21 protein-coding genes and 1 pseudogene are annotated in these 19,261 nt (G+C 60.4%); 14 read left to right on the top strand and 8 right to left on the bottom strand.

All coding sequences use genetic code 11. The features are described 5' to 3' along the window. Positions 1-5: 5 nt before the first annotated feature. On the bottom strand, positions 6-1,556 hold the full coding sequence (gene ccoG / locus IOD40_RS16285; RefSeq protein WP_198477758.1) for a cytochrome c oxidase accessory protein CcoG: 1,551 nt from the start codon (positions 1,554-1,556) through the stop codon (positions 6-8). Between the two features lie 147 nt (positions 1,557-1,703). On the opposite strand from ccoG, the gene IOD40_RS16280 reads away from it, so the two are divergent. Next, positions 1,704-1,877: a hypothetical protein gene (locus IOD40_RS16280; protein ID WP_198477757.1), complete on the top strand. Its 174-nt coding sequence runs from the start codon at positions 1,704-1,706 to the stop codon at positions 1,875-1,877. Positions 1,878-1,917: 40 nt separating this feature from the next. Here IOD40_RS16280 and ccoP read toward each other — a convergent pair whose 3' ends face one another. From ccoP to ccoN, 4 genes are read right to left on the bottom strand one after another with little or no spacing between them, the layout of a single operon-like run. Beyond that, positions 1,918-2,772: a cytochrome-c oxidase, cbb3-type subunit III gene (ccoP, locus tag IOD40_RS16275; protein WP_198477756.1), complete on the bottom strand. Its 855-nt coding sequence runs from the start codon at positions 2,770-2,772 to the stop codon at positions 1,918-1,920. Between the two features lies 1 nt (position 2,773). Further along, positions 2,774-2,926 (bottom strand): cbb3-type cytochrome c oxidase subunit 3, encoded by a 153-nt coding sequence (locus IOD40_RS16270; RefSeq protein WP_198477755.1) that lies wholly within the window; start codon positions 2,924-2,926, stop codon positions 2,774-2,776. Between the two features lie 14 nt (positions 2,927-2,940). Then, positions 2,941-3,672 carry a cytochrome-c oxidase, cbb3-type subunit II gene (gene ccoO, locus IOD40_RS16265; RefSeq protein WP_198477754.1) on the bottom strand — a complete coding sequence of 244 codons (732 nt, stop codon included), beginning with the start codon at positions 3,670-3,672 and terminating at the stop codon, positions 2,941-2,943. A gap of 11 nt (positions 3,673-3,683) precedes the next feature. Next, positions 3,684-5,300, bottom strand: a complete 1,617-nt coding sequence (gene ccoN / locus IOD40_RS16260) for a cytochrome-c oxidase, cbb3-type subunit I (RefSeq protein WP_198477753.1) — start codon at positions 5,298-5,300, stop codon at positions 3,684-3,686. A gap of 181 nt (positions 5,301-5,481) precedes the next feature. Between ccoN and IOD40_RS16255 the strand changes: the two genes are divergently transcribed. Next, positions 5,482-6,012, top strand: coding sequence for a hemerythrin domain-containing protein (locus IOD40_RS16255; RefSeq protein WP_233714031.1), 531 nt, complete (start codon positions 5,482-5,484; stop codon positions 6,010-6,012). 29 nt (positions 6,013-6,041) lie between these two features. Here the strand turns inward: IOD40_RS16255 and IOD40_RS16250 are convergent, their stop codons facing one another. Further along, positions 6,042-6,770 carry a Crp/Fnr family transcriptional regulator gene (locus tag IOD40_RS16250; RefSeq protein ID WP_198477752.1) on the bottom strand — a complete coding sequence of 243 codons (729 nt, stop codon included), beginning with the start codon at positions 6,768-6,770 and terminating at the stop codon, positions 6,042-6,044. A gap of 164 nt (positions 6,771-6,934) precedes the next feature. Here IOD40_RS16250 and hemN point away from each other — a divergent pair, with 164 nt between their 5' ends. Beyond that, positions 6,935-8,260, top strand: a complete 1,326-nt coding sequence (hemN, locus tag IOD40_RS16245) for an oxygen-independent coproporphyrinogen III oxidase (protein WP_198477751.1) — start codon at positions 6,935-6,937, stop codon at positions 8,258-8,260. A gap of 1 nt (position 8,261) precedes the next feature. On the opposite strand, the gene IOD40_RS16240 is transcribed toward hemN, so the two are convergent. After that, a complete protein-coding gene (locus IOD40_RS16240; RefSeq protein WP_198477750.1) occupies positions 8,262-8,564 on the bottom strand; it encodes an alkylphosphonate utilization protein in 303 nt (100 codons plus the stop codon). Between the two features lie 270 nt (positions 8,565-8,834). Here IOD40_RS16240 and rplU point away from each other — a divergent pair. The 3 genes and pseudogenes from rplU to IOD40_RS16225 all read left to right on the top strand — a co-directional run. Then, positions 8,835-9,233: pseudogene (rplU, locus tag IOD40_RS16235) on the top strand (50S ribosomal protein L21); the annotation flags it as partial. Positions 9,234-9,278: 45 nt separating this feature from the next. Next, a complete protein-coding gene (gene rpmA / locus IOD40_RS16230) occupies positions 9,279-9,548 on the top strand; it encodes a 50S ribosomal protein L27 (protein ID WP_198477748.1) in 270 nt (89 codons plus the stop codon). 119 nt (positions 9,549-9,667) lie between these two features. Continuing rightward, positions 9,668-10,258 (top strand): GNAT family N-acetyltransferase, encoded by a 591-nt coding sequence (locus IOD40_RS16225; RefSeq protein ID WP_198477747.1) that lies wholly within the window; start codon positions 9,668-9,670, stop codon positions 10,256-10,258. A gap of 53 nt (positions 10,259-10,311) precedes the next feature. Here the strand turns inward: IOD40_RS16225 and IOD40_RS16220 are convergent, their stop codons facing one another. Beyond that, positions 10,312-11,175 carry an endonuclease/exonuclease/phosphatase family protein gene (locus IOD40_RS16220; protein ID WP_198477746.1) on the bottom strand — a complete coding sequence of 288 codons (864 nt, stop codon included), beginning with the start codon at positions 11,173-11,175 and terminating at the stop codon, positions 10,312-10,314. Positions 11,176-11,273: 98 nt separating this feature from the next. Here IOD40_RS16220 and obgE point away from each other — a divergent pair, with 98 nt between their 5' ends. The 8 genes from obgE (at position 11,274) to IOD40_RS16180 (ending at position 19,189) form a co-directional block, all read left to right on the top strand. Further along, positions 11,274-12,308 carry a GTPase ObgE gene (gene obgE, locus IOD40_RS16215; RefSeq protein WP_198477745.1) on the top strand — a complete coding sequence of 345 codons (1,035 nt, stop codon included), beginning with the start codon at positions 11,274-11,276 and terminating at the stop codon, positions 12,306-12,308. An 86-nt stretch (positions 12,309-12,394) separates the two neighbouring features. Beyond that, the gene (gene proB / locus IOD40_RS16210) at positions 12,395-13,543 is read left to right on the top strand and encodes a glutamate 5-kinase (protein WP_198477744.1); all 1,149 of its coding nucleotides are present in this window, start codon (positions 12,395-12,397) and stop codon (positions 13,541-13,543) included. Beyond that, positions 13,533-14,822, top strand: a complete 1,290-nt coding sequence (locus tag IOD40_RS16205) for a glutamate-5-semialdehyde dehydrogenase (protein WP_198477743.1) — start codon at positions 13,533-13,535, stop codon at positions 14,820-14,822. The genes proB and IOD40_RS16205 overlap by 11 nt, the downstream gene beginning before the upstream one ends. A 29-nt stretch (positions 14,823-14,851) precedes the next feature. Beyond that, on the top strand, positions 14,852-15,448 hold the full coding sequence (locus IOD40_RS16200) for a nicotinate-nucleotide adenylyltransferase (RefSeq protein ID WP_198477818.1): 597 nt from the start codon (positions 14,852-14,854) through the stop codon (positions 15,446-15,448). Between the two features lie 111 nt (positions 15,449-15,559). After that, positions 15,560-15,958 carry a ribosome silencing factor gene (gene rsfS / locus IOD40_RS16195; RefSeq protein WP_233714030.1) on the top strand — a complete coding sequence of 133 codons (399 nt, stop codon included), beginning with the start codon at positions 15,560-15,562 and terminating at the stop codon, positions 15,956-15,958. A 35-nt stretch (positions 15,959-15,993) separates the two neighbouring features. Further along, the gene (rlmH, locus tag IOD40_RS16190; protein ID WP_198477742.1) at positions 15,994-16,473 is read left to right on the top strand and encodes a 23S rRNA (pseudouridine(1915)-N(3))-methyltransferase RlmH; all 480 of its coding nucleotides are present in this window, start codon (positions 15,994-15,996) and stop codon (positions 16,471-16,473) included. Positions 16,474-16,557: 84 nt separating this feature from the next. Next, entirely contained in the window at positions 16,558-17,874 is a 1,317-nt protein-coding gene (locus IOD40_RS16185; protein ID WP_198477741.1) for a murein hydrolase activator EnvC family protein, read from the top strand. Beyond that, positions 17,864-19,189 carry a S41 family peptidase gene (locus IOD40_RS16180; RefSeq protein WP_198477740.1) on the top strand — a complete coding sequence of 442 codons (1,326 nt, stop codon included), beginning with the start codon at positions 17,864-17,866 and terminating at the stop codon, positions 19,187-19,189. Before IOD40_RS16185 ends, IOD40_RS16180 begins: the two co-directional genes overlap by 11 nt. Positions 19,190-19,261: the final 72 nt, after the last annotated feature.

Below are 19,261 nucleotides of genomic sequence, written 5' to 3'. Positions count from 1 at the left end.
GATACTCACTCCGGGGCCTCGAATGTTGTCGTGTACTGGTCCGCTTCGCCGCTCGTGTGATCCTCGACGGTGAAGGTGAAGCGCTGGGTCTTGGCAGGAACGTCTTCCCTTGGTTGGCGGACATAGATCTTGAGGGTCTTGAGCCGGTCCGGCTCGAGTTCCACCGAGATCGTCTGCGCTTCAGGCTGATCAAGGCCGACGACGTTCATGGCGCCATTTGCGAGACCATCGATCGTGACCGTCACGTTCCGCGGCTCAGGGATCTTGTTCAGAAGCTTCACCGTGTAGCCGTTTCTGATCGACCCGTCCGACAGGACGACGAATTGCGGGTTGCGATCGTGCAGAACGTTGACCTCAAGCCGATCGCGCGTCAGCAGGCCATAAAGCAGGAGAAGCCCCACCATCGACCAGGCCGCAAAGTAGATGAAGGTTCGCGGACGGAACAGTTTGCCAAGCCGGAAATGGCGCAGGCGGTCCGTGAACTTGCCGGACTGATCGCGCACCAGTTCAGGCTTGATCTCATGCGCGCCACTGCCGGTGGCAATCGCCATATTGTGCTGATAATCGGCAAGGGTCGCGTAGGAGATCAGTCCGCGCTCGCGGCCGAGCTTGTCCATGACCCCATCGCAAGCGTCGATGCAAAGCGCGCAGGTGATGCACTCCATCTGCTGGCCATCGCGAATGTCGATTCCCATCGGGCAGACGACAACGCAAGCGTTGCAGTCGACGCAGTCACCGACGGGAATCCCTGCGGCTGCCGCGCGCTTCGTGTGCCGGGTGCGCGGCTCGCCGCGCCAGTCATTGTAAGTGACCGTCAGCGAATTCTCGTCCAGCATCGCGGCCTGAATGCGGGGCCACGGGCACATGTAGGTGCAGACCTGCTCGCGGACCATGCCACCGAAAATGTACGTTGTCGCGGTCAAGATCGCGACGGTGATGTACGCAACAGGTGCCGCCTGTCCGCGAATTACATCAACCAGAAGGGTTGGTGCGTCGCCAAAATAGAAGATCCAGGCACCGCCGGTCGCAACCGCAATCGCCAGCCAGATAGCGTGCTTGACGGTGCGCAGCATGATCTTTCGCGCGCTCCAGGGCGCCGCGTCCAGCTTCATGCGCGCATTGCGGTCACCTTCAACAAAGCGCTCAACGACGAGGAACAGGTCGACCCACACGGTTTGCGGGCAGGTGTATCCACACCAGGCACGCCCAACCACCGATGTAACGAAGAAAAGGCCAAGCCCCGCCATGACCAGAAGGCCCGCGACGAGGAAGAATTCCTGCGGCCAGATCTCGATAAAGAAGAAATAGAAGCGGCGGTTGGCCAGATCGACCAGGACTGCCTGGTCAGGCGCATGCGGACCGCGATCCCAGCGCAGCCAGGGAGTGATGTAATAGATGCCAAGCGTGACGATCATCACCAGCCACTTGAACTGGCGGAATGAACCGGAGGCACGCTTGGGGAAGATCTTCTTGCGCGCCTCAAAAAGCGGCTGACGCACCTTGGCCGAGTTTACCGGCTGTGCATCGTGATGCTCAACCTCGTTCACGCCGGACATCTCATTCTCCTGGACGGGATCTTCCACTGCGCAGGATTTGCCCGAGGGGTAAGAGCGGAGTCTTGATCTACGTCAAGGCGAAGCTTCCCAAGGCAGCTTGCCTCGCGTTAAACGCCGCGACATGGTGGCGCGGCATCTGGAGGCCCTATGCAAACCAAACGATTTCTCGATCCACTCTGGATCCGTCTTCTGCTCGTCGCAGCCTGCGCCTTCTGGACCGCGCTCGAATATGCCAACGACCAGATCGGCTGGGCGGCGATCGCTGCGTGCGCAACCCTTTATGGCGTGTGGAGCCTGCTCCTGAACTATGGTCGCCCCTGATATGACAAGGCCCGGCAGAACCGGGCCTTGCTTTGATGGATTACTGGCCGCCGCCGAGCGAATGAACGTAAACGGTCAGTTCCTTGACGGTGACATCGCCAAGACGCGCCTGCCATGCCGGCATGACGCCATGCTTCGGCGCACGGATCTGTGCGATGATCTCCGCCTCGCTTGATCCATAGAGCCAGATGGCGTCGGTCAGGTCTGGTGCACCCAGCGCCTGGTCACCTGCACCCGTCTCTCCGTGGCACGATGCGCAATTATCGGCGTAAAGCTGTGCGCCCGGACCGGTCAGATCCCCGCCCTGCCCCATTGCGATGACGTGCTTCGCCAGCGAGGAGGCTTCCTCACGCGAGAACATGTCGCCGAATGCCGGCATTTCGGAGTAACGCGTTTCTTCGTCTTCCTCGTATCGGACGCCGTGCGCGATGGTCGTCTGGATCTCCTCGGGCGTGCCGCCCCAGAGCCAATCATCATCGTTCAGGTTCGGATAGCCGGGGAAGCCTGCCGCGCCAGAGCCGTGGCACTGCACGCAGTTCACCTTGAACGCCGCTGCGCCCGCAGCGGTCGCAAACTGGCGCAGGTTGTCATCAGCAATGATGTCCTCAACCGGCATGTCGGCAATCTTGGCGACGTAGTCTGCCTTCGCAGCCTCCGCAACCTGCATCTCCTGACGCACGTCACCACGGCTTGCCCAGCCGAGAAGGCCGGTCGTCGCCGAGTTGATGAGCGGCCAGGCCGGATAGGCAATCGTATAGCAGATGGCCCAGACAATGGTGACGTAGAACGTCCACAGCCACCAGCGGGGCATCGGGTTGTCGAGTTCCTCGATCCCGTCCCAGTTGTGACCGGTGGTCTCGACCCCGCTGATCTCGTCGATCTTTCTTTCGCTCATCTCAGTCGTCCTTGAGAGGGATGTGGGCGGCGTCCTTTGCCAGATCGCGGCTGCCGGGGCGGAAGACGAACAGGACCGCCCCGATGAAGAACAGTGTCATCGCCAGCAGCGCCCAGCTGTCAGCGAATTCGCGCATTGCGGTATAGGTTTCCATGTCTCGCCCCCTCCCTAGCGATAGCCGGCGGTTTCATCGTAGGTCGAGAAATCGACCAACGTGCCGAGCATCTGCAGATAGGCAACCAGCGCATCCATTTCGGTCAGGGCGTTTGGATTGCCGTCGAAGTCGCCGGTCTTTGCCTTGGGGTAGCGAGCCAGGAGGTCGGTGGTATCCGCGTCGGGATCGGCCTGCGCAAGGATGTCCGCCTGTGCATTCGCGACCATCTCTTCGGTGTAAGGCACGCCAACGGCCTGCTGCGCGATCAGATGGGTCGCGAAATCGCTTACGTCGAGCTTCTTGTCCTTGAGGAAGGCATAGCTCGGCATCACCGATTCCGGCACAACGGAGCGCGGCTCGATCAGATGCTGGACGTGCCACTCATCCGAGTAACGCCCACCAACGCGTGCAAGATCCGGCCCCGTACGCTTGGACCCCCACTGGAAGGGGTGGTCGTACATCGATTCAGCCGCAAGGCTGTAATGACCGTAGCGCTCCACCTCGTCGCGGAACGGGCGGATCATCTGCGAGTGGCAGGTGTAGCAGCCTTCCCGGATGTAAATATCACGGCCGGCGAGCTCCAACGGCGAGTAGGGCCGCATCCCCTCCACCTTCTCGATGGTGTTCTCGAGGTAGAAGAGGGGTGCGATCTCGACGATGCCGCCGATGGCCACCACGAACAGCGAGCCAGCGAAGAGCAGGGTCGCGTTCTTTTCAATGACGCGGTGCTTTTCAACAATTGACATTGGTCTAGCTCCTATTCGGCCGGCTGCAGCGCAGGCTTGTGGGCGACGCCGCCAATGGGCGCCTCCTCACGCTGGTGACCAAGGATCGTGCGGGTGATGTTGTAGGCCATGATGAGCGCACCCAGGAGGTAGAGACCTCCACCGAAGGCGCGAGCAGCATAGTACGGGAACATCGCAGCCACGGTTTCAGCGAACGAGTAGACCAGGAAGCCCTGCTCGTCGTACTCGCGCCACATCAGGCCCTGCATGATGCCGGACACCCACATGACTGCCGCGTAGATGACGATACCCGTCATGGCCAGCCAGAAGTGCCAGATGACCATGCGCTGGGAGTAAAGACCTGCGCGCCCCCAAAGCTTGGGCACCAGGAAGTAGACCGCAGCGAACGAGATCAGGCCGTTCCAGCCAAGGGCACCCGAGTGAACGTGACCGATGGTCCAGTCCGTGTAGTGCGACAGCGAGTTGACCGCCTTGATCGACATCATCGGGCCTTCGAAGGTCGCCATGCCGTAGAAGGCAATCGCGGCCACCATCATGCGGATGATCGGATCGGTACGGATCTTGTCCCATGCGCCAGACAGCGTCATCAGGCCGTTGATCATGCCTCCCCAGGACGGCATCCACAGCATGATCGAGAACACCATGCCGAGCGTCTGCGCCCAGTCGGGCAGCGCCGTGTAGTGCAGGTGGTGCGGGCCAGCCCAGATGTAGAGGAAGATCAGGGCCCAGAAGTGGATGATCGACAGGCGGTAGGAATAGACGGGACGGCCAGCCTGCTTTGGCACGAAGTAGTACATCATGCCAAGGAAGCCGGCGGTCAGGAAGAAGCCAACGGCGTTATGGCCGTACCACCACTGGGTCAGTGCGTCCTGAACGCCGGAGAAGAGCGAGTAGGAGCGCGAGCCGAGGAAGGAAACCGGCATCGCCAGATTGTTGACGATGTGCAGCATCGCAATGGTGATGATGAAGGCAAGGTAGAACCAGTTCGCCACATAAATGTGTGGCTCCTTGCGCTTCAGGATCGTGCCGAGGAAGACGACGAGATAGGCAACCCATACAATGGTCAGCCAGATATCAACGTACCATTCCGGCTCCGCATATTCGCGGCTCTGGGTAATGCCGAGGAGATACCCGGTTGCCGCCATGACGATGAAGAGCTGGTAGCCCCAGAAGACGAACCAGGCGAGGTTGCCACCGAAGAGGCGAGCCCGGCTCGTGCGCTGGACGCAGTAGAACGATGTCGAAATCAGCGCGTTACCGCAGAACGCAAAAATCACCGCCGAGGTGTGCAGCGGTCTGGTGCGCCCGAAATTGAACCACGGCTCGACATTGAGATCAGGGAACGCGAGCTGCAGCGCGACAATGACGCCCACCAGAAGGCCGACCACCGCCCAGAATACGGTGGCAATAGCACCATAACGGATCGGGCCGTCCATATAGATCGACTGGTCGACGGGCTGCTTCGGACCGAAAGTCGTGTTTCGCATCAGCAGCGCGCCAAAGGCGACCACCGTAAAGAACAGCACCCACATATGCTGGCGGAACGGTTCGTCCACGCCGAGTGCGGCTCCAATCAGTGCGATGAAGGCTAAAACGCCTACACCCACAATCTCTGCACCGTATCTCATCTCATGTCCCATCGGCGACGTTGAAGGCAACGGCCGCGCCTATCCGGGCACGACCATCCATGAGACATCCCTTTCACCGCCCTGACACATTGCGCCTTGATCCAGGTCAAGGCCGGCAAATCATCGTTCCGTCAGCTTACGTGTGCTTGGCAGAAATCTGAGAAATGTCATGGAGCGAGAAATGGGTGTTGCGGATCTGTCGCAGCAGGAGATGTGTGAAGCGCCACATCGCTGCCCCGTATCGCATATGTGCGCTCCGGGCCGGGAAACGCCCTGCAGCCATGTCGGCCAATCGCATGAGACCAAGCTTGCGATTTGCCGTGACCTTGAAGAGATCGCCGATGGGCTGCCGTCACGGATCGACCGGCGCAAATGCCTCATCGTCGCGTCGACCCTGGTGCCGCTGCTGCGCCAGAGCCATGCCTATGAGGAGAGTTGCGTCTTTCCCGCCTTCGCAGATGACGTCGTCCACCGCGATTATCGCTTGAAGACGATTGAACGCCTGCGGTGCGAACACATCGAGGACGAGTGCGCTGCGCAGGATCTGACGGACGCCCTGATGTCGATCGGCCATGGACAGCCCGTTACGAACCCGGAAGCCCTCGGCTTCATGCTACGCGCGTTTTTCGAGGCGATGCGCCGGCACATTGCGTTTGAGCGCGAGCACATCTTCCCGATTCTGAGCGAACGTCACGCACAAAGCCACAATTGAAAAACGGCTGAAGCGCAGGCAGGCAAAAGTCAGTTGCCGGCGCGGCCTCTGAGTCGGTCAATATTCTCGACCGTCACGTGACGATTATTCTCGATGCGGATGACATTGTCTGCCCGCAGTCGCGTCAGCTGCCGGCTGACCGTCTCGATCGTCAGTCCGAGGAAATCCGCAATGTCCGCCCGGGTCAACGGCAGGTCGAATGCGATCGAGCGCCCGTTGGCTTCACGTTCGGGATCGATGTTGCGGGCAATCAGGAGCAGGAAGCTGGCGACCTTTTCCGCCGCAGTCTTGCGCCCGAGTGTCACCATCCAGTCGCGCGCATCGTCAAGCTCGATGAGCGCCTGCTGCAACAGACGGTTCTCAAGCCCTGGCTGTTCCTGCATCATGCGATCCATTGTCGCCTTGGGGAACGAGCACAGCGAAACCTCCGTCGCCGCTTCTGCGTTGATCGAGCTTTCCTTGCGGAACGGCCTTCCCAGAAAATCGGGGGCAAACTGCAAACCGACGATCTGCTGCCGTCCATCGGACAGCGTCTTGGTCAGCTTCACGACACCTGCAAGCACGTTGGAGTAGACGTCGATCTGCTCGGCATCGCCGATCAGTTCTTCGCCTTCCTTGATCGTGTGCTTGTGGGACGCCTTCGCCAGTGCGATCAGCTGGTCCGGATCAAGAGCACCGCAGACCCCGCGATGCCGCACCTCGCATGACACGCAGAGTACCGGGATTCCGTTGGTGTGGATGTCCTTGCGCAATTCCATCGTCGCTCTTCAAGTCGCATCCTCCCGATCCGGCATATAGCATCCGAATCCAAATTCAGCGCCGCGTCAGTTTGTCTGCCCTGCGAACAGCTTGATCCAGGTCAACGCCAACCACCCCTTTCCACGGAAAGTTGCAGTCGATCATTCATGAAAGGCTCGTTGATATGCGTCCAGATACCGCCCCGCGGTACACCAGCTACCCGACCGCGCCTCACTTTCATGCCGGCATTGATGCTGCCGCTGTCTCCAGCTGGATTACCGCGATTCCGGCAGGAGAGCGTATTTCGCTTTACATCCATGTTCCCTATTGCGACCGGCTGTGCTGGTTCTGCGCCTGCAACACCAAGCAGACCAATCGCTATGAGCCGGTGACAAGGTTCCTCACAAGCCTTCATTCAGAAATCCGTACCGCAGCTGCGTTGATAGGTAACAAAGGCAAGGTCGCAGCGCTCCACTTTGGCGGCGGATCGCCAACCCTTCTTGCGCCAGCCGACCTGATCTCGCTGATGCAGCACCTGCGGGCGCATTTCGCGTTCGCCGATGATGCCGTAATCAGTGTTGAGATCGACCCCAACGACATCACCGAAGAAAAGCTCGATGCGCTGGGCGCCATCGGGCTCACCCGCGCTAGCCTTGGCATTCAGGACTTCGATGAGCGCGTCCAGAAGGCGATCAATCGCGATCAGAGCTTTGAGGACACCAAGGCGGTCGTGGATGGCTTGCGTGCCCGCGGAGTTCCATCCATCAATCTCGATGTCCTTTACGGCCTTCCGCATCAGACCATCGACAGCGTCAAAGCGACGATGAATGAGGTCCTTTCACTACGTCCGGACCGCATCGCGCTCTTCGGCTATGCCCACGTGCCATGGTTCAAGAAGCACCAGACGATGATCGATGAGGCAGTGCTTCCGGACACGGAACAACGCCTTGCCCAATCGCTCGCGGCTGCCGCAATGATCGCAGATGCAGGATACGATATCATCGGCCACGATCACTTTGCCCTGCCGCAGGATTCGCTTGCCATCGCCCATCGCGAGCGCCGTCTGCGCCGCAATTTCCAGGGCTACACCGACGACGAATGTGAAACGCTGATCGGCCTTGGCCCCTCATCCGTCAGTCGCTTCCGCCAGGGCTATGCGCAAAACATACCCGCGACCGGCGAATATCAGCGGCGCGTTGACACCGGCACGCTCGCAACTGCGCGCGGCATCGCATTTACCAGGGATGATGTGCTGCGCGGCTGGGTGATCGAGCGCCTGATGTGCGACTTCGCCTTCTCGGCTAAGGAAGCCCTGTCACGTTTCGGGGCTGACGCGAACAATGTTCTCGCCGAAGCTGCCTTGATGGCGCAGGAGACAGAACCGCTTCTGGTTCGCATCGGTGAACGATACGTCATTCCTGACGCTCAGCGCCCGCTTGTGCGGGTGGCGGCGGCGCGTTTCGATCGCTATTTCGCAACCGGCACCGCCCGCCACTCGGCAGCAATCTGACTTAGCGCTTGCGCACGAATTCCGTGCGCAGCACGAGACCCTTGATTGCTTCGTGCTTGCAGTCGATCTCTTCAGGATTGTCGGTAAGACGGATCGACTTGATCAGGGTGCCTTGCTTCAGCGTCTGGCCGGCTCCCTTCACCTTGAGGTCCTTGATGAGGACGACCGCGTCGCCATCAGCCAGCACATTGCCCGCTGCATCTTTGACCTCAACCAAATTTGCCGCGTTACGAGCAGCGATCTCTGATGCAGGCAGCCATTCGCCGCTCACTTCGTCGTAGATATACTCGTCATCATCAGCCATAAGCCTCTCCTGTCATCTTTCGGGCACGATCGTGCGCCCATGTCCGGCTCGTAACCCCTGCTCGCGGGAAGAGCAAATATGATGGACTACCGAGCTTTGCTTGACTCGATTTGCCAACTCTTGTATCGGGACGGCAAATCCGGCGAGGAGCTTTCCGCGCAGGTCGTTTGTTGCGTTTAACTTGCGTGACGACGTTCATCTAAACCGACTGACAAAAAGACGACCGGTCACTTCGGTGATCAAGGTCGGACGAACAGCGAAAGGCAAGAAATGTTCGCAGTCATTAAAACTGGCGGTAAGCAGTATCGCGTCGCCGCCGACGACGTCCTGAAGATCGAGAAGGTTGCCGGCGAAGTTGGCGACATCATCACCCTCGAGGGCGTCCTTGCATTCGGCGAAGGCGAAGACATCACCGTTGGCGCTCCGTTCGTTGAAGGTGCTTCGATTGCCGTTGAGGTCGTCGAGCAGGGCCGTGGCCCCAAGGTCATCGCATTCAAGAAGCGTCGTCGCCAGAATTCGCGTCGTAAGCGCGGTCACCGTCAGCTGCTGACCACCGTCCGGATCTCCGAGATCCTCACCGGTGGCGCAAAGCCGTCGAAGAAGGCCGCCGCTAAGACGGAAGCCGCCGCTGAAAAGCCGGCAAAGAAGGCTTCCAAGAAGACCGAAGCTGCAGCAGCAGACGCAGAGTAATTCAGGAACTGAAGGAGTAATCCCATGGCACATAAGAAAGCTGGCGGTTCCTCGCGTAACGGTCGCGATTCAGAATCGAAGCGCCTCGGCGTAAAGAAGTTCGGTGGCGAAGTCGTCATTCCGGGCAACATTCTCATTCGTCAGCGCGGCACCAAGTGGCACCCGGGCGTCAACGTCGGCATGGGCAAGGACCATACCCTGTTCGCGACCGCTGAGGGCGCTGTCTCGTTTGCGCGTAAAGCCAACGGCCGCACCTACGTATCGGTAACCCCGATGCAGGAAGCCGCGGAATAAGCCGGATCCGCACCACAACACCGGCGCCCCATCTCGGGAACCGGTGACCGGACAGTCCGGAAAAGGAACAAGGGGAGATGGGTCGCCATCTCCCCTTTTTCTTTGTCTGGAGGAATGACATGGTCGCCGAACAGGAAGAGCTCGAAAGCGAAAGTCCCATAATCGACTGCCCCGTCCTGGTAACGGAGCGTCTGGTGCTGCGTCCGCCCCATGCGGACGATGAGGCCGAGCTGGCAGAACTTGCCAACAACCATCGCATCGCAAGCATGCTCGGGCGCATGCCGCATCCTTATGACGAGACGGACGCACGCGCTTTCATTGCAGCATCGCGAAATCGCGACCGCCCTGGCTGCTCCTACGCCATCACCCTGTCCGACAAGGGAGCCTTTGTCGGCTGCGCCGGCCTGTATGGCAGCGAGCACGGACTGGAGCTGGGTTACTGGATCGGCGAGTCTCACTGGGGACACGGCTATGCAACGGAAGCCGCGCATGCGCTGGTCGATCTTGCCTTCCGCGCGACTGCGATCGACCGCCTCAACGCTGCCTGCCGCGTAACAAACTCCGCATCACGCCGCGTGATCCACAAGTGCGGCTTCCAGTATGCCGGCCAGGGCATGCTGGAATCCATCGCGGCTGGGCGCGTGACCGTCGAACGTTACGCCCTTGATCGGCGAACCTGGGCAAGCCTGCGCAGTTGGGGACAGATGTGAGTGTCACCCAATTCCATCAACCGCGTGAAGCGGCTTTGGGTCAGGTCCGCGATCTAGGCCAGTTCAACCCAGATCGGCTTATGGTCGGATCCGACAGCGTCAAAGTCGACGCTCAGCCGCTTTACGCGCGCCGCCAGCGATGGATGGACGAAGCAATAATCGAGCCGTTTGTGCATGCTGGCATCCGCAGGATCCGCAAGGTTGACGCAGGTCGCGCGCGTGTCTCCATCAGCCAGCAGCGCGGCATCGACCGCGTAGCGCGCCACCATCGGCGTGCCGAACTCGTGATCCGGCGTGCCGGTCACCGCTTCATATTCGCGCGATCCGGGCAGCATGTTGAAATCGCCGAAGACGACGTAGGCCTCCGGCGTCGGCGGCTCGGTAAAACCAAGTTCATTGAAACCCGAAATCCCGCCGCCTTCGACAAGGTAGTTCACAAGGCGCTCCATCAGGAAATCGATCTGGCGCAACCGTTCGTCCGTGCCGCGATGGTCGAGGTGAACGGAGTAGAAGCGGGTGGGACCGAACGGGGTATCGATTACCGCCTCCAGTGCGCCCCTCTGCAAATTGACCTTGTTGTAGCTGCGCGTACGCGGCAGAAGAATGTTGCGCGACACGAGGATCGGCGTCTTCGACAGGATCATGTTGCCAAATTCCAGCCGCACATCGATCGCCCTGCCATTCTCGACACGCGACCCGATCTCGGCTTCGAAATTCGGCCCGAAGACGGCGAAATACTCCGGCAGCATCTCGCGAATGTCGGCAACAAGGTCGCGGTGCCCGTTCAGCGGACTGTTGCGCGTCACTTCCTGAAGCGCGATAAGGTCCGCGCCGTGCAGTCGCTCGACGATACGCTCCAGGTCAAACTTGGCATCCTCGCCGAAGCCAAACTGTATGTTATAGCTGACACACTTCATGCCATTCGCCTTCATGCGCCGTTTTCGGCGTGATTCCTTACTGTTCTTAGGCTAGAGCAGGCACTTCACTTCAGAGCAAGCAACAGACTGTTATTCAGATGAAATTTCTCGATCAGGCCAAGGTCTATATCCGCTCCGGCGACGGTGGCGCCGGTTCGGTATCGTTCCGCCGCGAAAAGTTCATCGAATTTGGCGGGCCCGATGGCGGTGACGGCGGTCGCGGTGGCGATGTTTGGGCAGAGGTCGTCGACGGCCTCAATACTCTGATTGACTACCGCTACCAGCAACACTTCAAGGCAAAGACGGGCATGCACGGCATGGGCCGCAACCGCACCGGCGGCAAGGGTTCCGACATCATCCTGAAGGTTCCGGCTGGGACGCAGATCTTCGAAGAAGACAACGAGACGCTCGTCTGCGACCTGACCGAGGTAGGCCAGCGCTTCCTGCTTGCTAGAGGTGGCAATGGCGGGTTCGGCAATCAGCACTTCAAGAGTTCGACCAATCAGGCCCCGCGCCGCGCCAATCCTGGCCTGCCGGGAGAAGAGCGCACCGTCTGGCTGCGCCTGAAGCTGATTGCAGATGCAGGGCTGGTGGGCCTGCCCAATGCCGGCAAGTCGACCTTCCTTGCTGCCGTCACTGCGGCCAAGCCCAAGATTGCCGACTATCCCTTCACCACGCTTTATCCGGGCCTTGGTGTGGCCCGCGTCGACGCACGCGAGTTTGTGATCGCCGATATCCCCGGGCTGATCGAGGGCGCCAGCGAAGGCGTAGGCATTGGCGACCGCTTCCTTGGACACGTCGAGCGTACCCGTGTCCTGCTTCATCTTGTTTCCGCCCAGGAAGAAGATCCCGGCAAGGCGTATGAGGTCGTCCGCGGCGAGCTTGAAGCCTATGGCGGCGGCCTGTCCGAAAAGACCGAGATCGTCGCGCTCAGCCAGATCGACACGCTTGATCCCGACAGCCGTGAGGAGAAAATCGCGTCACTGGAACGCGCCGCCGGCCATAAGCCGCTGCTCCTGTCCGCTGTCACCCGCGAAGGCATCGAGCAGGCGCTGCGCGCTCTGATCACGGTGGTCGAGGAAGCCCGCGCCGCAGAAGCTCCGGTGGAAATCGACGAGCGCTGGAAGAAATAGGCGCCGAGGGTCCCGCTTGCGCTGCGTATAGATCGCGGCGGGGCGCCCTGGCCCATCTCGTAATGTGACTACGAAAGCACCTGACAATGACTGCCCGATCGCTCAAGGATTTTCGCCGCATCACCGTCAAGATCGGGTCGGCGCTGCTTGTTGACCGCAAGACCGGCCTCAAGCGTGACTGGCTGTCGGGCATGGTCGATGACATTGCCGCCCTCGCTTCACAGGGAACCGAGGTTCTGGTTGTCTCTTCCGGTGCAATTGCGCTTGGGCGCACGATCCTTGGGCTGACCGCACGATCGCTCCCGCTTGAAGAGAGTCAGGCAGCCGCTGCCGTGGGTCAGATCGCGCTCGCCGGCGCATGGTCCGAAGAGCTTTCCTCGCGCGGACTAAAGTCGGGCCAGATCCTGGTCACGCTTGGTGACACGGAAGAGCGCCGCCGCTATCTCAATGCACGCGCGACGATCTCGACCTTGCTGAAGCTGAAGGCAGTTCCAGTCATCAACGAAAATGACACGGTGGCAACGTCGGAAATCCGCTACGGCGACAATGACCGCCTCGCCGCTCGTGTCGCCACCATGATGAATTCCGATCTTCTCGTCCTGCTGTCCGACATAGACGGCCTTTATGATGCGCCTCCGGCCAACAACCCGGACGCCAACTTCATCCCCTATGTCGAGCGGATAACGCCACAGATCGAGGCGATGGCAGGCGGCGCTGCCTCCGAACTTTCGCGCGGCGGCATGCGAACGAAGGTCGATGCAGGCAAAATCGCGACGATTGCTGGTACCAGCATGGTCATCACCCTTGGATCGCGGATGAACCCGCTCGCAGCCATCGACGCGGGCGAGCGCGCGACCTGGTTCCAGGCCTCGTCACATCCGGTTCGCGGCTACAAGTCCTGGATTGCGGGAAACCTTGATCCGGCAGGACGCATCACCGTCGATGGAGGCGCCGTGCGCGCCCTTGCCCGCGGCAAGTCCCTGCTGCCGGCCGGGGTCACGCTGGTATCGGGAAATTTCTCGCGCGGCGATACTGTCGCTATCCTGTCTCCGGACGGGCGCGAGATTGCCCGCGGCCTTGTTGCCTATGACGCAGCGGATGCCGTAAGGATCGCCGGACTAAAAACCGCAGAGATTGAGGCCGTCCTTGGGCATCAGGCCCGGGCCGCCATGGTGCATCGCGACGACCTCGTCACGTCAAGGGCACTGGAAGTAGAGGTGGATCATGCTGGATAAGCGCGAGAGCGACACCCAAAACGTCGTCGCCATCATGGCAGAGGTCGGCCGCAAGGCGCGCGCGGCAGCAAGGCCACTTGCCCTGGCCAGTGCTGAGCGCAAATACGCTGCCTTGATCGGCATGGCGGAAGCTGTGCGCCAGAACATGAAGTCCATCATCGAGGCGAATGCCATCGATATTGCCAATGGCGAGGCTGCGGGCCTGTCGCCAGCGATGATGGATCGGCTGCGGCTTGATGAGAGCCGTATTCGCGGGATCGAGGACGGCATACGCGCCATCGCCGAGCTGAAGGATCCGGTCGGCGAGATCATTGCCGAGTGGGACCGCCCGAACGGTCTTCACATCGAGCGCGTGCGCACGCCGCTCGGCGTAATCGGCGTGATCTACGAAAGCCGCCCGAACGTGACAGCAGATGCCGGGGCGCTGTGCCTCAAGGCCGGCAACGCAGTCATCCTGCGTGGCGGCTCGGACTCGGCCCATTCTTCAGCGGCCATCCATGCTTGCCTGAAGCAGGGTTTGAAGTCGGCGGGCCTTCCCGAAGATGCAATCCAGCTCGTGCCGACCACCGATCGCGCAGCCGTGGGCGAGATGCTGAAGGGCCTTAGCGGCAATGTCGATGTGATCGTGCCGCGCGGTGGCCGCTCGCTCGTTGAGCGCGTGCAGAACGAGGCACGTGTTCCGGTGTTCGCGCATCTTGAGGGCATCTGCCATCTCTATGTCGACAAGTCGGCCAAGCTCGACATGACGATCGACATTGCTCTCAACGCCAAGATGCGGCGAACCGGAATATGCGGAGCAACGGAATCGCTCCTCATCGATCGTGCGGTTGCATCGACCCATCTTGTGCCGATCCTGCAGAAGCTGGAGGCAGCGGGATGCGAGATCCGGGGAACCGATGAGGTCATGGCTTTGTACGAGGCAGCAATTCCTGCCGAAGAGCAGGATTGGGCGACCGAGTATCTCGACGCGATCATCTCGGTAAAGCTGGTTGATGGCGTGAGCGAAGCCATCGACCACATCGAGAACTGGTCTTCACATCATACGGAAGCCATCGTCGCCGAAGATCCGGCAGCCGTAGAGCGCTTCTTCAACGAGATTGATTCTGCGATCCTTCTCCACAATGCCTCGACGCAGTTTGCCGACGGCGGCGAGTTTGGCATGGGTGCAGAGATCGGTATTGCGACCGGCCGCATGCATGCGCGTGGCCCAGTCGGTGTCGAGCAGCTGACCTCGTTCAAGTACCGCGTGCGCGGAAACGGACAGGTTCGCCCTAGTTGAGCGAGAACGTGGCCGCCTCTTATCTGCGCATGCCTCATGTGGAAAAAGGCATGCGCGTCGGCCTGTTCGGCGGCTCGTTCAACCCTCCGCATGCCGGTCATGCGCTGGTGGCCGAGATTGCCCTGCGCACGCTTGGTCTCGACCAATTATGGTGGATGGTAACGCCCGGCAACCCGCTAAAAGCCGGGAAATCTCTTGCCCCCCTAGGCGAACGAATCCGCCATTCGGAAGAAATCGCCACAGAGCCGCGCATCAAGGTCACCGCGTTCGAGGCGCGTTACAAGGTTCGCTATACAGCAGACACGATCAAGCTGGTGCTCGCGCGCAATCCCGGTGTGGATTTCATCTGGATCATGGGCGCTGACAACCTTGCGCAATTTCACCGCTGGCAAAACTGGCAGGAAATTGTCAGGAGCGTGCCAATTGCAGTGATCGATCGGCCGGGCTCCACCCTTGCGCTCATCTCTTCCAAAATGGCCAAGACCTTCGGTCACGCCCGCTTAAATGAGCGAGACGCGGCCGCTCTTGCGCGCTATAAGCCGCCCATATGGACATTCATCCACGGCCCGAGATCTTCGCTCTCCTCGACTGCCCTGCGCAATGAGGGTTCAGCCAGCCAGCTCTAGCCTTTAGGCGGTCTTGAAACAGAGCCGGGACTCTGCCTATCTATTTCCTGTGGGCACCATTGATGCCTTACAGGTTGTTCTTGTCAGAAAGGAAAGACACTGAGAACAGCATTGCAGAAGGAGGCGGATAGCAAGCCTTCAGCGGCCGGAGTTGACGGCATCGCCGAAATCTCCCGCGCCCTCGACCTCGTCCTTGCCAGTCTGGAAGATTCCAAGGCCGAAGAAATCGTCACCATCGACCTTTTGGGAAAGTCTACGCTCGGTGACTATATGGTCATCGCGTCTGGACGCTCCAATCGTCACGTCAATGCGATCTCCGAACATCTGATCACCGCATTGAAGGACGGAGGGTTCGGCTTTCCGCGCGTGGAAGGTCAGGCCAGCGCCGACTGGGTGCTGATCGATGCCGGCGATATCATCGTCCACGTCTTCCGTCCGGAAGTCCGGGAATTCTACAATATCGAAAAGATGTGGCAGACGCCGGATCTTGAGGACGACACCGTCCACTGACGCATCCCCTGCGGGGGTGGATGGAGAAGGCAGACATGCGCTTGAGCATTCACGCCGTGGGCCGGATGAAGGCCGGCCCCGAAAGGGAACTTGCTGAGCGTTATCTGGCGCGTCTCGCCAAGACCGGCCCCGCGATCGGGTTGGATTATTCCGGCATATCTGAAATTGCCGAGAGCCGGGCCAGGGGCGCAGACGAGCGCAAGCGCGAAGAAGCCGCGAGCCTGGCCCAGCATCGCGGCGATGCTGCTCTTTTCCTGCTCGATGAGCGCGGCAAGAACCCAAGCTCGGAAGAGCTGGCGGCAAAGGTCGCCTCGCTGCGCGACGCAGGCCGCAAACATCTCGTTTTCGCCATTGGTGGGCCGGATGGTCATTCGCCGGAAAGCCGTGCATCCGCAGACTATGTTCTTTCCTTCGGCGCTCAGACCTGGCCGCATCAGCTCGTCCGCGTGATGCTGGCCGAACAGCTTTACCGCATTGCGACCATTCTTTCGGGCCATCCCTATCATCGAAGCTGACATTCCAAGCTGCAAATGCGGATGGTTGATGCTTCGTTAACGCAACAGCCCTAGTTTCCGAGCAGGACAAAGCGCGCGCAGACTATGAAACGAAGGTCACAGCTATTGCTACTGGCGGCATCGCTCACGCTCACCCCTTGGGCCGGCGTGTCGATGGCACTCGCCGAAAACGCGAGCGCTGTGCCTGCCACGGATCTTGAAGCAAGGCGCGCTTCCACTGGCGAAGAATATGCCCGTATCACCCGTGAACTGACCATCTCGGAAGAGCGCGTCGCAGAGATCGCCGAAGAAATCGCCGCTATACGCAAGGATCACGCGTCCATCAGCGCCGCCCTCGTCCAGGCAGCCAAGACCGAGCGCAAGCTGTCGACCGAAGCGGATGACATTGCGGCGAAGATCGACGTTCTGCAGATGCAGGAGGCAGGGCTTCGCGAGACGCTTCGCGAGCGGCGCGGCGTTCTGGCGGAAGTCCTGGGCGCGCTGCAGCGGATGGGACTCAATCCGCCACCAGCTATTCTCGTGCGACCGGAAGATGCCCTCGCATCAGTTCGCAGCTCCATCCTTCTCGCAGCTGTGGTGCCGGAACTGCGAGGCGAGACAGAGATCCTCATCGGAGATCTGGAAGAACTTGCTCGTCTCGTTGCCTCGATCAACAGCGAGCGCAAGAGGCTGCTGGCTACGGTAGCCGAACAGGCCGCCGAGAAAGAGCGCCTATCACTTCTTCTTGAGGAGAAGCAAAAACTTCAAGAAGCGTCCGAGAACAACTTGCTCGCTGAAAAGGCTCGCATTGAGGAACTCGGCTCCCAGGCAGTCTCCCTGCGGGAACTGATCGATGCAATCGAGGGTGAAATCGAGATCGCGGCCCGGCAGGAGCAGCAAAACGAGGCCCCTGCGGAACCGGAAGCGGGCCGCTGGAGCGCCCCGGGCCAGAATTTGCCCACACCCAGAGCGCCATTTTCCGCACTCACCGGACAGGTTAACCTGCCGGTCGCAGGTCGGGTCGATCGCCGTTTCGGTCAGGCGGACGGAAGTGGCGGAACATTGCAGGGCGACATGCTTGCGACACATTCGACAGCAATCGTAACCGCACCGGTTAACGGCTCTGTTCTTTATGCTGGCCCGTTCCGTTCCTATGGACAACTCTTGATCCTCAATGCCGGCGACGGCTATCATGTGGTTCTGGCGGGAATGGGTCGAATCAGCGTGGTTCCGGGCCAGTCCGTCCTCGCGGGCGAGCCTGTTGGAATGATGGGGGAGACACGCGTCGCAAGCGCTGTCGCCTTCGGAGGAGCTGATTCCGGTCCGGAGCTTTACGTAGAGTTCCGTAAGGATGGAAAACCCGTTGATCCGGCCCCATGGTGGGCGGAGAGCACTGTTGGAAGGACAGAGAATGGTACGTAAGTTGTCGCTTCTATGTGCCGGTGCGCTGATGGGCGCCTCCGCCGTCAGCCTTATTCACGGCGCCGGCGGAACCATGGCGAATGCGGCGGGATCGGACACCTATCGCCAACTGGCGATATTTGGCGACATCTTCGAACGCGTTCGCGCTCAGTATGTGACCCCGCCTGAGGATCAGAAGCTGGTCGAAAGTGCGATCCAGGGCATGCTGACCTCGCTCGACCCGCACTCATCCTACCTCAATCCCGATGCTGCCAAGGACATGCGTGTGCAGACACGTGGCGAGTTTGGCGGGCTTGGCATCGAGGTGACGATGGAGAACGAACTCGTCAAAGTCATCGCACCGATTGAAGATACGCCCGCCGCGCGCGCGGGCGTTCTTGCAGGCGACCTCATCGCCGAGATCGACGGAGATGAAGTTCGTGGCATGACGCTCTCGGACGCCGTCGACAAGATGCGCGGTGCGGTCAAGACACCGATCGAATTGACCATCCTGCGCGAGGGCGCAACTGAGCCGCTCAAGATCACGATCGTTCGCGACATCATCAAGGTCCGCGCGGTTCGCCATCGCGTTGAGGAAGATATCGGCTACCTGAAGATCAATTCCTTCACCGAGAAGACCTACGACGATCTGCAAAACGCGATCGCCGACATCAAGAAGCAGATCCCTGACGACAAGCTGAAGGGCTATGTGCTCGACCTGCGGCTCAATCCCGGCGGTCTTCTTGATCAGGCGGTCAGTGTTAGCGACACGTTCCTCGAGCGCGGCGAGATTGTCTCGACCCGCGGCCGTGATCCAAAGAACATCACGCGCTTCGATGCCCGCACTGGTGACGCGATCGACGGAAAGCCGCTGATCGTCCTCGTCAATGGCGGCTCTGCGAGCGCATCGGAGATTGTTGCCGGAGCGTTGCAGGATCATCGCCGTGCGACGGTTGTCGGCACCCAGTCCTTCGGCAAGGGCTCGGTCCAGACCATTATCCCGCTGGCGGAAAATGGAGCGCTGCGCCTGACAACGGCTCTCTATTACACCCCGTCGGGGACCTCGATTCAGGGCAAGGGCATCTCGCCGGATATCAAGGTCGAGCAGCCTCTTCCAGAGGATCTCCTCGGGCGCGACGTATCGCGTGGCGAATCGGAGCTTCGTGGCCACATCAAGGGTCAGGAAGAGAGTGACGAGGGTTCAGGCTCGGCCGCTTATGTCCCGGCTGACGCCAAGGACGACGTCCAACTCAAATACGCCTACGATCTTCTGAGGGGCGTCGAGAGCCACGCCGCGTTCCCGCCTAACCCGGACCATGCGGTCCTCGAACAGTAATTGCGTAACCCGGTCTTTCTGACCGCGTTGAGTTTGCCCCGCGCCGGTGTCTTGATGGCTTCCGGCGCGGAC

Source organism: Aquamicrobium zhengzhouense, assembly GCF_016124105.1.
Taxonomy (GTDB): Bacteria; Pseudomonadota; Alphaproteobacteria; order Rhizobiales; family Rhizobiaceae; genus Aerobium; species Aerobium zhengzhouense.
This window is presented reverse-complemented; position numbering and strand designations above follow the sequence as displayed.

Coding starts and splice junctions, on each gene's coding strand:
- ccoG (WP_198477758.1), bottom strand. CDS start 1,556: ATGTCCGGCGTGAACGAGGTTGAGCATCACGATGCACAGCCGGTAAAC.
- IOD40_RS16280 (WP_198477757.1), top strand. CDS start 1,704: ATGCAAACCAAACGATTTCTCGATCCACTCTGGATCCGTCTTCTGCTC.
- ccoP (WP_198477756.1), bottom strand. CDS start 2,772: ATGAGCGAAAGAAAGATCGACGAGATCAGCGGGGTCGAGACCACCGGT.
- IOD40_RS16270 (WP_198477755.1), bottom strand. CDS start 2,926: ATGGAAACCTATACCGCAATGCGCGAATTCGCTGACAGCTGGGCGCTG.
- ccoO (WP_198477754.1), bottom strand. CDS start 3,672: ATGTCAATTGTTGAAAAGCACCGCGTCATTGAAAAGAACGCGACCCTG.
- ccoN (WP_198477753.1), bottom strand. CDS start 5,300: ATGAGATACGGTGCAGAGATTGTGGGTGTAGGCGTTTTAGCCTTCATC.
- IOD40_RS16255 (WP_233714031.1), top strand. CDS start 5,482: ATGGGTGTTGCGGATCTGTCGCAGCAGGAGATGTGTGAAGCGCCACAT.
- IOD40_RS16250 (WP_198477752.1), bottom strand. CDS start 6,770: ATGGAATTGCGCAAGGACATCCACACCAACGGAATCCCGGTACTCTGC.
- hemN (WP_198477751.1), top strand. CDS start 6,935: ATGCGTCCAGATACCGCCCCGCGGTACACCAGCTACCCGACCGCGCCT.
- IOD40_RS16240 (WP_198477750.1), bottom strand. CDS start 8,564: ATGGCTGATGATGACGAGTATATCTACGACGAAGTGAGCGGCGAATGG.
- rpmA (WP_198477748.1), top strand. CDS start 9,279: ATGGCACATAAGAAAGCTGGCGGTTCCTCGCGTAACGGTCGCGATTCA.
- IOD40_RS16225 (WP_198477747.1), top strand. CDS start 9,668: ATGGTCGCCGAACAGGAAGAGCTCGAAAGCGAAAGTCCCATAATCGAC.
- IOD40_RS16220 (WP_198477746.1), bottom strand. CDS start 11,175: ATGAAGTGTGTCAGCTATAACATACAGTTTGGCTTCGGCGAGGATGCC.
- obgE (WP_198477745.1), top strand. CDS start 11,274: ATGAAATTTCTCGATCAGGCCAAGGTCTATATCCGCTCCGGCGACGGT.
- proB (WP_198477744.1), top strand. CDS start 12,395: ATGACTGCCCGATCGCTCAAGGATTTTCGCCGCATCACCGTCAAGATC.
- IOD40_RS16205 (WP_198477743.1), top strand. CDS start 13,533: ATGCTGGATAAGCGCGAGAGCGACACCCAAAACGTCGTCGCCATCATG.
- IOD40_RS16200 (WP_198477818.1), top strand. CDS start 14,852: ATGCCTCATGTGGAAAAAGGCATGCGCGTCGGCCTGTTCGGCGGCTCG.
- rlmH (WP_198477742.1), top strand. CDS start 15,994: ATGCGCTTGAGCATTCACGCCGTGGGCCGGATGAAGGCCGGCCCCGAA.
- IOD40_RS16185 (WP_198477741.1), top strand. CDS start 16,558: ATGAAACGAAGGTCACAGCTATTGCTACTGGCGGCATCGCTCACGCTC.
- IOD40_RS16180 (WP_198477740.1), top strand. CDS start 17,864: ATGGTACGTAAGTTGTCGCTTCTATGTGCCGGTGCGCTGATGGGCGCC.